This is a genomic window from Microvirga sp. GN3 (assembly GCF_055792825.1).
On sequence record NZ_JBVVAK010000042.1, the window covers coordinates 47,907 to 60,911 of the forward strand.

Sequence of the window (13,005 nt, forward strand, 5' to 3'; positions counted from 1 at the left end):
CGCATTGCATTTCCAGGCTCGAATTTGATACGTACTAACGTATCGTGATCTGGCTGGAGAGTAAAATGGCGGCTGAACCGCGTATCGTGAATGTCATCGGTCATACAGGGGACATCGCAAAATTGCCTGAGTTTTCCCCCGCCTTACTAGCTCCAGGAGAGAATTGGACTGGAACAGCCGGGAGCGAAACCCGTACCGGAACTGCCAACGACGATACTTTGAACGGGGCGGGCGGGGACGACCAGCTTTTCGGCGGTGAAGGAAACGACAGCCTTTATGGGGGCGACGACAAGGATACCCTCGCGGGCGGTCTGGGCAGGGACTTGCTGGAAGGAGGGGGAGGATTCGACTTCGCTTCTTATGCGCAGGCAGGAACGGGCCTGACGATTTCTCTCGCCAATCCGATTCTGAACACCGGCGAGGCTGCAGGCGATCGTTACGACAGCATCCAGGGTGTGATCGGCTCGATCTTCAACGATTGGATCATGGGCAGCCTTGATCATGATCACCTGATCGGCGGAAACGGTAGCGATACCCTGGAAGGTGGCGCTGGGATCGACACGCTCGAGGGAGGAGCGGGAGACGATGTCTATGTCGATCCCTTCGGTGATGTCATCCTCGACAGCGGAGGAAACGATACGATCCGCACGAGCAAAAGTTACACTCTGACCGAAGGCTTTGTGATCGAGAATCTCATGGCTTTGGACCCCACCGGCAGCATCGCGCTGACGTTAACGGGGAACAGCCTGAACAACACTCTGGTTGGCAATCGGGGGGCCAATTTTCTGGATGGAAAAGGCGGCGCCGACATCCTCATGGGCGGCCTGGGGGACGATGTCTACAAGGTCGACCAGTTGGGTGACCAGATCAGAGACGCCAACAGCGGCGGGTTCGATACCGTCCTCGCATCGTCATCTTATTCTCTCGCCCGAGATGCGGAAATTGAAGTGTTGAAGCTCGAGGATCTCGCAAGTTCGGTATCATATCATCTTGATGGTTCCGACACGTCCAATGCCATCACTGGCAACGAAGGCGCCAATCTTCTCAGAGGATATGGCGGGCAGGATTTGATCCAGGCTGGATCGGGCAACGACACGATTTACGGTGGCACGGACAACGATACGCTTTATGGCAGTTCCGGGATGGACAGGCTTTATGGAGAGGCAGGCCGCGACACCTTTGTCTTCGACACGGCGGCACGCAAGTCGAACATCGATCGGATCTACAAATACAATGTGAAGGACGATACGATCTGGCTCGACAATGCTGTGTTCACGAAACTCGGCAAGGACAGCCCGTCCAGGCCGCTGAAGCTGAAGTCCGGCATGTTTGCGATGAGCGACAAGGCCAAGGATTCCTCGGACCGGATCCTTTACGACAAGAAGACCGGCGCGCTCTATTACGACAGGGATGGCACAGGCTCGGCGGCGAAAGTGAAGGTCGCGACTTTGGATAAGAAACTCAAGCTATCTTACCACGACTTCTTCGTGATCTGACGAAGCCTTCCGATTTGGATCAGGGCAGCTAGTGTGCGCCTCGCGCGGAAAGGCAGGCTCGGCTTTTTTTCGACGCGGATCCTGGGTTCGCACCGGACGACGCGCTCATGAGAAGGCGAGTATCGGATCGACCGATGCCCCGGTGCCGGGTGCAAGATGTCTGGAGCGACCCTCATCTGGATCGGATGCACTTGGGATATTTCAAAGGCAGCACCGCATGTTCGTGCGATGAGTGTTGGTTCGGAAATAATTCCCATTTTCCTTCTGAAGATCTAAGAGGCTGACTGAAAACTCCCGGAACGCATCCTGTGGCTGCATCCTGGCAGGAATAGGAAGCTTAATCAGGCCCAAACGGGACAGATTTTCACCGTTTCAGGTGCGGGGAGCGCCAGGAAGACACCTCGGTGGCAGCGGATAGCCGCATTTTGAGTCAGACTCTAAGCCCACGAAATGCACTTGATGAAATGGTTGGTGAGTGTGGCCTTCAAGATGAAGCGTATTTACTTCTCAAGTCCCTCACGTTGGCCCGGTTCTGCTTCTCAGCATAGCATTGAAAGTCCTCTCACGCGTGCTTTGTCGGATTTTAGTAAAACTGATCACCACCCAGGGTGTGTCTATTGGATATCATGCTTAAAAGTTGCAAGAAATTATACAAAAATACTGAATAATAGGTTTGATTTCATTGAAATAAACTAAAGGTTATTTTATCAAAGCAAACTCCCTACGTCAATGAAGAGGGCCGTGCCTCCTTAATATCTTTCGGAAGGTCCGGTCGTATACATCAGCGGTATTCTGGCTGGCGGGCTCGATTAGCCAAACTTGCCCCGTAAACCATAACTTCAGAAGGTCGGAGAGGGAGTTTACTTATGGAGAGAAACCTTGTAACAATGCGCTAATATAACGTTAATCGACCTACCGTTAAGGTGCATCATGACCACCCGCTTTGATGGCGAAATCGAGTTCATTGCAGGCCAGGCGCAGCATACGAGTCCGAAAGTCAGGGCCTTGCCGAATGGTGGGTTTGTCCTGGTCTGGCAGGCCAACGTTCAGGGGACCGGCACCGACATCATGATGGAGGTTCATGATGGTCTCGGTCGGGTTACGAAATCAGCAGGGCTCATCAACCTAACGAAATCGGGGGATCAGAATAATCCCGATATTGCCGTGCTGCCCAATGGGGACTTCGTTGTTATCTGGGAAGGGCCCGGGGATGGGACTGGGCAGGATGTTTTCGGTCGTGTTTTTGACGTAAATGGCGAACCGAAGACCGGCGAGTGGTACGCACATACGCGGGTTGCAAACGAGCCTAATCAGACTGGATCTGTGATCACTGCGCTCGCGGATGGCCGCTTCGCCATTGCTCACATGACTACCATTAACAATCAGGCATCTGAAGTCCGGTTCAATATTTTCAATTCGGACGGATCGCTCTTCAGACAAGTCTCGACACCGTCGGTGGGCTCCGCATTTCCGCAGCTGGTGCAACGCTCGGACGGCACTATTACTATAGCCTACGGGCATGGCACAGGCGACCAACTGCTCGGCACCGATATTCGGATGGCCACCTACAGCTCTGACGGGGTTATGCTGTCGGGTCCGGAGACGATGGTCACTGGAAACGATAATCAAGTCCCTCAGGCAATAACAGCTCTTGCCGGCGGAAACTTTGCAACGGTTTGGACGAGTATCAATCGTGTTGGCGTTATTTCTAAGGTTCAAGGCCGAATAATTGGACCGTCGGCCAATTCCACCTTTGAAATGGAGGCTTCTGGTCAACAATTAGAGCCGGCTCTGGGAACGTTGCAGGATGGCCGTTTCGTCCTTGCTGTCGCTCAGCGCAATAGCGGCGAAAAATGGGTCATCCGAGCTCAGATCTTTGAAGCAGACGGAACGCGCTCCATCGGCGAGCCGGAAATCGTGGTCAATACATCAACGGTGGGAGACAGTGTCCAGCCGAGTATCACTGTCCTCCAGGACGGGCGTTTCATGGTGGCCTGGTCCGAAGTCAGCGATCGCGGGACGATGCTGGGCAAGACTCAGATCTTCGATGCGCGCAGAGCTGCCGTCACACTTGAGGGCACCAATGGAAATGACATCTATGTTGCGACGCATTTTGCCAACGACAAGTTAAGCGGCAGAGGTGGTGACGATCATTTCGTCGACAATGGCATTGGTAATACAACGAACGAGGGTGACCATTTCGACGGTGGCAATGATTATGATACCGTAAGTTACATTCGCGCTGGTTCTGGCGTCGTGGCGAGCTTGTCAGATCGTTCCGTCAACGGAGGAGCAGCGAGGGATGATGTCTATACAGATATCGAAAATCTGACAGGTACAAACTTCAACGACGATCTGCGCGGCAATGCATTCTATAATACTCTGAGTGGAGAAAAAGGAGACGATACGCTCTACGGCGGGGCAGACGGGAATCGCGACCATCTTTTCGGTGGCGATGGCAACGATACCGTAACCTATCAGTACTCCACGTCTGGTCGCGGTGTTGTCATTGATCTCACTGACTTCCAGATTTATGGCGGCCATGACGGCGATGCCTTTGATGATGTCTATGACAGCATCGAGAATTTTGTGGGCACCGATGTGGCCGACAGAATGTATGGCGAGTTCGATGCCGTCACTTTTCGGGGGCGGGCTGGCAATGACACTCTCCAGGGAGGGAATGCAAACGACAAACTGCTCGGCGAAGCCGACAGTGACGCTCTGGATGGCGGCAAGGGTAATGACACACTTGATGGCAGTGCTGGTTTTGATCTTCTGATCGGCGGCGATGGAGACGATGTCCTTGACGGTGGTGCCGACAGGGACGTGCTACGTGGTGGTTCCGGGAATGATCGTCTCGTCGGCGGAGACGATGAGGACGTTCTGGTTGGCGGATTAGGTGCAGATCAACTGATCGGTGGCAACGGCCTGTTCGACATGGCGCTCTATGAGGGTGACAATGGTCAAGGAGTGACCGCCAACCTCACTGACTCGACGAAGAACAAGGGAGAGGCCGAAGGCGATACCTATGAAGGTATCGAGAATATGGCCGGCACCCGGTTCGCCGATATCCTGACCGGGCGCGAGACCAACAATACGCTCTATGGCCGCGAGGGGAACGACACGCTCGAAGGCATGGACGGCGATGACGACCTGCGAGGCGGGGCGGGAGCCGATAGGCTCGATGGCGGATCCGGCAACGACTGGGCGACTTATGACGAAGCCAAGGCCGATGCGGGAAGTGTCTGGGGTGTCCGCGTCAACCTGACGGATAATTCACAGAATGCCGGCGATCAGGCGCTGGGCGATGTTCTGAATTCGGTCGAGAATATACGCGGTTCGAATTACCAGGATGTCCTGATCGGCAACGAAGCTGCCAATATTCTTGAGGGCGGCGGAGGAAGCGACTGGCTCTATGGCGGTGGCGGCACGGCGGGGGATATCCTGGTCGGCGGTGATACTGCCGAGACGATCGTCTGGGATTACGCGACTTATGAATACTCCACGGCGACCGTTGGCATTACGCTCGATCTGAGCAATCGGAACAACGATGCCGGTGAAGCCCGTGGTGATGTGTTCGTCGGGATTGATGCCTACGGCGGAACCCATAACGCCGACCGGATGGTTGGCGTTAACGCCTATAACGAGTTCAACGGCAATGGGGGGAACGATACACTCGTCGGCGGTAGTGCGAACGATTACCTGAATGGCGGCGACGGCGATGACGTTCTTGAAGGTGGTGGCAACGGGGCGACCCAGGTCGACGTTCTCGTCGGCGGCGATGGAAACGATGCCGCTTCCTATGAGAATGCCACAGCCATGGTCGACGTCAATCTTGCGGACACGACGAAGAATGGGGGCGAGGCCAAAGGCGATCAGTATCTCTCGATCGAGAACGTGATCGGCTCCAAGCACGGAGATTGGATCCGCGGAGACGACCGGGGCAATGTTATGGAGGGCCGGGACGGCGCAGACTCCCTTTGGGGAGAAGGGGGCGATGACAGGCTCATCGGCGGCGACGGCGCCGACTGGATGGATGGATGGTGGTGCTGGCGCCGATACCATGGTGGGCGGCAACGGTGGGGATACCTATTGGATTCGCGTGGGCGACGTTGTCATCGAGGAGGTTGAAAATACCGGTACCGACCGCGCCGTCATCTTCACTGACTACTTCAAGCTCGAAGACACGATTGGACTTGAGATCTTGGAAGTGCATGGTTCGGTCACATCCTCGGTTCATCTGATCGGCAACAAGTACGACAACGAATTGACCGGTTCCTACGATCACGTCGATAAGTTGGAAGGCGGCGAGGGGAACGACAGGTACTTTATCACCGAAGGTGATGTTGTCATCGATACGGGCGGTGATCACGATAGCGCCTATGCGGTCTCTTCAGGGAAATTTACGGCCGCGGACGGCATCGAGACATTGAGCGGTGGTGAAGATATCGAGGGTCTCTGGCTGATCGCGGGAAATCACGGCACGACCGTCATCGGCACCGACAGGACAAATACGCTGCAAGGCGGGGCCGGGGTCGACACCTTGCAGGGCGGTTGGGGCGACGATGTCTACTATGCCGATGCCGATGACTTCATTCAGGATGATGCTGGCACCGCCGATACCTTGATGGTGACCGCTGCTGGCAAGCACTCGCTTGAAGGTCGGAGCGGTATCGAGGTGCTGCAGGCCGAACTCGGCGTGGAGGGAGTCTGGCTCCTCGGACGACCGGCGGATGAAGGCGCACCTAGCACTCTAATCGGAAATGATCTCGCGAATACACTCGAGAGCAGTGGAGCAGACGATTACCTTGAGGGCCGCGAGGGCAATGACACCTATATTGTCACGGCACCCACGGTCATCGTCGATGATAACGGCGATGATACCGACATCGACACCATCATCCTGCGCGGTGATTTCAGCTCTGAGAGCGGTCCGACCGTCTATTTCCTGTCGTCCGGCATCGAGATCCTGGATGCCAGGGATGCGACCGGCGCTCTTGCGTTGATCGGGAACGAGCTCGCCAACACGATCCATGGCAACGGCTCCGGAAGCGAGCTCGTCGGCGGCGCAGGGAATGACACTTACCATGTCGGTGTCGGCGACACGGTCTTCGAAGGCCCTGGTGAAGGAACAGCCGACAGGGCGATCATCACAGGCGGAACCTTTACCCTGGGGGACGATGTTGAAGTTGAGGAGCTGAAAGCGGCCGAAGGCACTTTCCCGATCCATCTGATCGGCAATAGCCTCAGTAATCATCTTATAGGCAATGCAGGCAGAAACTACCTGCACGGTGGTGCCGGTGAGGCGGATCGCTTCGAGGGCGGTGACGGCAACGACACCTATGTCTTCGCCAACAAAGGTGATGCTCTGTCTGATGCCGATACCGGCGGCGACATGGATGTCGCCTACATTTGGGATAGCAATTTCGTCGGAGGGGCGGCTGAGGCTGCGATATTCGCGGACCATCTCAAGTCCATGGGCATTGACTATGTTTATCGGAACATAACCCCGCCTCCGCCTCCGACAGGTGGCCAGGGTTCGGAGTCCGACCCGACCGATATCGCGCTGAGCTCCTATGAGATCAATGAGAACTCGCCAGGTCTCTCCATCATCGGCGAGCTGAGCGCCGTCGACGATGTTCACGGCCCATTCCAATACAGAATCGTCGGCGATGCGGACGAGAAGTTCCTGATCGAACGACTGCCGGACGGCCGCTGGGTGCTCAGCCTTCGGGAAAATGCCACCCTGGATTTCGAGACCGATCCATTCCACAAGGTCAGCGTCGAAGTGGCCGATATCGATGGAGGCAAGTACACGGAAGAGCTCACGATCGAAGTGAACGACGTGGCTGAAGGGCCCGGTAACAGATTGCCCGTAGTCACATTCGACGGTGCGACCGTTCGCGAGCACGCTAACGCGGGTACGACCGTCGGTGTCTTCGCCGCAACTGACGAGGACGGTGATACACTCACTTACACGCTGATTGATAATGCCGGCGGACGCTTCGTTCTTGACAGACAACGACTCAAGGTGGTGGACAACACTCGGATCGATTTTGAAGACCTGCGTGAACTCAAAGTAACAATCCAAGTCTCTGACGGGAAAGGCAGCGTTGAGACGACCTTCGACATCGGCGTGCGTAATGTTGCAATTGAGAATGTGGCTGGGACCGCGGAAGCTAATACGATCAGGGGCGGGGCTCGCAATGATATCCTCAACGGAGCTGCAGGGAATGATGTCCTGATCGGTGGTCAGGGGGCTGACCGCCTTATTGGCGGATTGGGCAATGATCAGCTCACCGGCGGCTTCGGCAAAGACACCTTCGTATTCAACCAGCAGGCTGGCGATGCCAACAAGGATACGATTACAGACTTCAGCATCGTCGATGATCGGATTGAATTGGCGCGTAGTATGTTCACTGCATTTGCTTTGGGAGATGTCGGTCAGCTCACGGCTGGGGCCTTCACTGTAGGGGGGCAGGCGACGACCGCAGGGCACCGGATCATCTACAATCAGACAACTGGGATTCTATCCTACGATGCCGATGGTTCGGGCGGTAGCTTCAGTGCGCTTGAGTTCGCCACCCTGAACACCAAGCCTACCAATCTCACGCACGCGAGTTTCTTTATCGTGTAACGCAAGAACAGCGGAGAGGGCCTCCACAAGGCCCTCTCATGTCGCTACAAAATAACTTTATATCGTAACTTATAAACCTAGTAGGAGCCGATCATGGCTTTCAATCTCACCATCGTATCGGTCGCGAACCCCCAGACCGGTGCCTCACAGGGCACGCCTGACAACGCCAACGATCAGTATTCAGTCCAGATCAATGAAAATGTCGAGGCAGGCACGGTCATCGGGCGGATCGTCGGTTGGGAGGCTTCCTGGCCTGCAACAGGTCAGCTGACCTTCTCAGTCCGCAATGATCCGGGTGATCGTTACCAGGTGATCGGCGATCGTACTAACGGCTTCTTCCTCGTAGTGAAAAACGGTGGAACGACCATATTTGACTACGAAGATCCCGAGGGACCGCTCCACGGTCAGATTACCGTGGATGTATTTGACAGCAATGATCCTTCCGAAACCGTTCATGAAGGTGTCTACGATATTTATCTGAAAGACATCGCCAACGAGGGACCGGCCAACACGCCGCCGGACATTGTGGTGACGGGCAACGGCACGACGACTGCGACCGACACCGGTGCGCCGGTCACTCCGTTCCTCAACAAGCTGGCCATCACGGACGCTCAGCCCGGTGACGTGCTCACGGTCACGGTGGCGTTCAACAACGCCGACGGCGTGCTCGGTGGGACTGCCGTGCAGGGCGTGGTCAACGGTAGCACCATCACCTACACCTTCAGCGGCACGACGGCGCAGATCAAGGCGATCCTGGACGGGCTGACCTTCAACCCGACCGACCGGGCGGCGGCCGGCAACCCGATCACGACGGTGTTCACGGTCACGGCCAAGGACGCCACCCATACCGAGGTCAGCAACACCGAGATCGAGGTGGTGACCACCGTCGTCGGTACCAACACGGCTCCGACGGACATGGCGCTGTCGAGCGCGACGGTGGCGGAGGATCAGACGGGCGGAGCGGTGGTCGGCACCCTGAGCGCGACGGATGCGCAGGGCGGCACGATGACCTACTCGATCCTGGGCGATGCCGACAGCAAGTTCGCGATCGTCAACAACCAGCTCGTGGTGCGCGCCGGCGCGACCTTCAACTTCGAGGGCAAGACCTCGCATCAGGTGACGGTACAGGTGACCGACAGCGGTGGCTTGACCTTCAACAAGCTGTTCACGATCAACGTCACCAACGTCAACGAGCGACCGTCCGACATGGCCTTGTCGGCGTCCGCAGTCTTTGAGAACTCACCGGGCGGTACCGTTATCGGCAATCTCTCTGCCACGGATCCGGACGCGGGCAACACCTTCACTTATACCATTCTCAGCGATCCGGAGTCGAAGTTCCAGATCGGCAACAACAATCAACTGCAGGTACGGGCTGGTGCCGTTCTAGACTTCGAGACCGATACCTCGCATGAGGTGACGATCCGGGTCGGGGATCAGAATGGGCTTTTCATTGACAAGACCTTCACGATCAATGTCACTGATCTCGACGAAACGCCCGGAAATCAGTCTCCACGGAATTTGTCCATAACCGGGAATACCGTGCAGGAGAACAGTGCCAACAACACCTTTGTAGGCACTCTCGATGCGGAAGATCCTGATGGCGATGACCTCACCTACGAACTCCTCGACAATGCCGGCGGCCGGTTCAAGATTGTCGGTAATCAAGTCCAAGTTGCAGATTCATCGCTCCTGGACTTCGAGGGCAACCAGACCCATGACATTTCCGTAAGAGTGTCAGATGGACGGGGAGGTACGGCAACACGCAAGTTCACCATTGGCGTCCTTAATCAGAACGAGGCGCCGAATTTTGTCCTCATCGGGACAGAGGTTAATGAAAACGCTGCGACAAACACCCGTGTCGGTGTGTTGCTTGCCGACGATCCGGAGGGAGACAATTTCGTCTATTCGCTCACAAATAATGCGGGTGGTCGCTTCAAGCTTGTCAATAATGAGATCCAGGTCGCTAACGGAAGCTTACTGGATTACGAGTCCGGTACAACGCATGAAATCACCGTTCAGGTGACCGATGCTCGGGGGGCTGTGCAGGTCAAAACAATTACGATTGCCGTGAATGATGTCGGGGAAAATACGCCCAACCGTGCACCGACAGGCCTCACACTGAGCAATACCGGCGTTCAGGAACTGGCCCTGAACGGCTCTTCCATCGGGGTGCTCTCGGCCAGCGATGCGGATGGCAATGCACTGACCTATAAGATCGTGAGTGCAAGCGGAGCCCTGGTGGATAACGATGGGCGCTTCAAGGTCGTCAACAACCAGTTGATGGTCGAGAACGGTGTCCTGTTGGATTATGAACAGGCGACGCAGCATGCTGTTACCATCGAGGTCAGTGACGGCAGAGGCGGAACGGCAAGGCAGACATTCAGCATCAATGTTGGAGACGTGGGACGTGAGCTAATGGCTCCTGCTGCAGCCAGCCCGTTGAACGATGTCATCAAAGCCAGCAAGACGCTCAACTCCAAGGATGTGTTCTACGGAGGTGCCGGCGATGACAAGCTCTGGGGTGGTTACGGCAACGACACTCTGTGGGGTGGTGTTGGTAAGGACGTCTTCGTGTTCGACGGAAAGCTTGGTACGTCCAAGACCGACCGGAAGGTCAACTTCGATACGATCAAAGACTACAGCGTGAAGGACGACACGCTCTGGCTTGAGAACACCTTGTTCAAGAGCAACAAGGCGCTCTATAACTCGATCAAGAAGGGCGTTGAAACCAAACCGGCGAAGCTGGCGAGCAAGTTCTTCACGGTCGGAGACAAGGCGAAGCAAGCTGATGATTACTTCGTCTATGACTCGAAGAAGCGCGTGTTGTACTACGACGCCGATGGCTCCGGTTCCAAGGCCGCTATCGAGCTTGCGACCTTCACCAAAAACAAGGCACTGAAGAGCTTTACCTATAAGGAACTCTTCTTTATCTAGCTGACGATACGTTATATCGGGTGAAACTTCCGCCGGCCTTCCGAAAGGGAGGCCGGTTTTCTTATGTTTGTGTCTTCAACGGTGCGTCAGCGGGATGCAGGACATATGACGTCAATCCTCTACCAACTTAACTCTCGGAAGACCCGCGATACGCTAGGTCCTGGATGGCTCTGCAAACGGCATGAGGGGATAAGCCTCAAGCGATCCGACAAACAGATATGCCGACGCTGTTGGCGTTGGCTGACATCGCTTGTTTGCGCCAAACGACAGGCAACGAAAAACCCGCTTCGGCTAGGCCGAAGCGGGTCGTAGCAGCGAGATGTGATCTAAGTTCAGACCACGATGAAGTCCGAAGCCGAGAGCTTCAGGTTCTTGTCGAGCGTCGCGAACTTGATGGCCGCGGCAGCGGTGCCCGAACCGTCTGCGTCGTAATAGAGAGCGCCATTCGACTTGTTGTAGACGATCAGATCGCCGGCATCCTTGGCTTTTGAACCGATGGTGAAGGCGGACGAGGCGAGCCTGGTTCCGGTAAGAGCCGTGAAGATGTCCCGGTCCAGGGCGATTCGGTCGTCCCTCGTCGAGAAGCTGAGGATCTGGTCGACATTCGACCCGCCGAGAACGGCGTCGAAATAGAAGGTATCCCGCCCGAGACCGCCCGTGAGCTTGTCGCTGCCGAGGCCACCATAGAACTGATCGTTGCCCGCGCCGCCATCCAGCTGGTCGTTGCCGTCGCGGCCCTGAAGGATGTCGTTGCCGTTCATGCCTTTCAGGGAATTCTTGCCAGCATGGCCGACGAGGAGGTTAGCCTTGGTGTTGCCTGTCAAGTTGATCGACTTGCCTCCAGCGGTTTCGTCTGCGGCAAGACCTTCCAGGATGGCCTTGGATGACATCGTGGTGTTCTTGGAAACCATTTGGCAGTCGAGACCGCCAGAGTCGACGACGATATCGACCTTTTCATTGAACTTGTAGACGTCGTTGCCGTTCCCGCCCTTGAGGATGTTCGGGCCGCCCTCGAGGCCGGCGGGCAGCCTGTCGTTGCCGCCGCCGGCGATTAGCGTGTCGTTGCCATCACCGCCATCGAGCACGTCGATGCCATCGCCGCCATCGAGATAGTCGTCGCCGGCATTACCGTAGAGCAGGTCGCGGCCGTTGCCCGTGGTCACGCGTTCTGCGTAGGCGCTCCCGACGAAACGATCATCCAGCGTGAGTGTGGCATTGGTATTGAGATCGACCTTGATCGTCTGGTTCGCACGGCCCCAGTTCGTGAACACAACCTTTGAGATGTCGAGATTGATCGCTTCGGATGCCGTCGTTAGCGCGATTTCATTGGCCTCGCCGGTCGCTGAGCCTTGAACATGGGTAAACGAATGGAAACTGCTGACCCCGGACGAAAATGTCTTGGCGATGCCATTGTCGGCAAACCGGAGCGCATCGACGTTGAGGATCGCCCGGAAGGCTACACTGCCATGAAGCTCGATGGTGTCGGTCTGCGGGCCCGTGTTGTCGCCACTGACATTCGTGCCGGACACGAATACGTCGGTCGCTCCCCCGTAAACGAGGAACGTATCGTTGCCGTTCATGCCCATGACCGTGTCGCCAGCGCCGTAAACGCCGATTCTATCGTCACTATCACCGCCCTGGACTGTGTCCGGACCAGCAAAAAGAGTTCCAAAAGCGGCGGCGCTCCCGATGCGTGTAAAGCCCGATCCGGCAAAGGTGCTCCAAAACGCAGCAAAGGAGCTATTGGTCGGATTTATATCGGTTACGTCGTAAACTTTATCGTTGTTTGCGTTACTGACGACGATATCGGTGATAGGTAATTACCCACGCCGTTGCTGAGGCTGGTTTCAGGCGCTGACGGTAGCGAGAATGGTGCCGAAGACGGTGACACTTGGCGTGAGCCGAGCCGTATCGACGACGGTGCGCACGGCCGCTTCG

At 56.2% G+C, this 13,005-nt stretch carries 5 protein-coding genes; 4 read left to right on the forward strand and 1 reads right to left on the reverse strand.

What is annotated here, in order from left to right; genetic code table 11:
• Positions 1 to 65: 65 nt before the first annotated feature.
• From ACS5Q1_RS20435 to ACS5Q1_RS20450, 4 genes are all read left to right on the forward strand, one after another.
• A complete protein-coding gene (locus ACS5Q1_RS20435; RefSeq protein ID WP_473099895.1) occupies positions 66 to 1,496 on the forward strand; it encodes a calcium-binding protein in 1,431 nt (476 codons plus the stop codon).
• Between the two features lie 930 nt (positions 1,497 to 2,426).
• Positions 2,427 to 5,627: a calcium-binding protein gene (locus ACS5Q1_RS20440; protein ID WP_473099896.1), complete on the forward strand. Its 3,201-nt coding sequence runs from the start codon at positions 2,427 to 2,429 to the stop codon at positions 5,625 to 5,627.
• Positions 5,533 to 8,133 (forward strand): hypothetical protein, encoded by a 2,601-nt coding sequence (locus ACS5Q1_RS20445; RefSeq protein WP_473099897.1) that lies wholly within the window; start codon positions 5,533 to 5,535, stop codon positions 8,131 to 8,133. Before ACS5Q1_RS20440 ends, ACS5Q1_RS20445 begins: the two co-directional genes overlap by 95 nt.
• A gap of 93 nt (positions 8,134 to 8,226) precedes the next feature.
• The gene (locus ACS5Q1_RS20450) at positions 8,227 to 11,067 is read left to right on the forward strand and encodes a cadherin repeat domain-containing protein (RefSeq protein ID WP_473099898.1); all 2,841 of its coding nucleotides are present in this window, start codon (positions 8,227 to 8,229) and stop codon (positions 11,065 to 11,067) included.
• Between the two features lie 332 nt (positions 11,068 to 11,399).
• Here the strand turns inward: ACS5Q1_RS20450 and ACS5Q1_RS20455 are convergent, their stop codons facing one another.
• The gene (locus ACS5Q1_RS20455) at positions 11,400 to 12,653 is read right to left on the reverse strand and encodes a calcium-binding protein (RefSeq protein WP_473099899.1); all 1,254 of its coding nucleotides are present in this window, start codon (positions 12,651 to 12,653) and stop codon (positions 11,400 to 11,402) included.
• Between the last annotated feature and the right edge of the window lie 352 nt (positions 12,654 to 13,005).

Excerpts from the sequence above, each read along its gene's own strand:
- ACS5Q1_RS20435 (WP_473099895.1), top strand. The coding sequence starts at position 66 with ATGGCGGCTGAACCGCGTATCGTGAATGTCATCGGTCATACAGGGGAC.
- ACS5Q1_RS20440 (WP_473099896.1), top strand. The coding sequence starts at position 2,427 with ATGACCACCCGCTTTGATGGCGAAATCGAGTTCATTGCAGGCCAGGCG.
- ACS5Q1_RS20445 (WP_473099897.1), top strand. The coding sequence starts at position 5,533 with ATGGATGGTGGTGCTGGCGCCGATACCATGGTGGGCGGCAACGGTGGG.
- ACS5Q1_RS20450 (WP_473099898.1), top strand. The coding sequence starts at position 8,227 with ATGGCTTTCAATCTCACCATCGTATCGGTCGCGAACCCCCAGACCGGT.
- ACS5Q1_RS20455 (WP_473099899.1), bottom strand. The coding sequence starts at position 12,653 with ATGGGCATGAACGGCAACGATACGTTCCTCGTTTACGGGGGAGCGACC.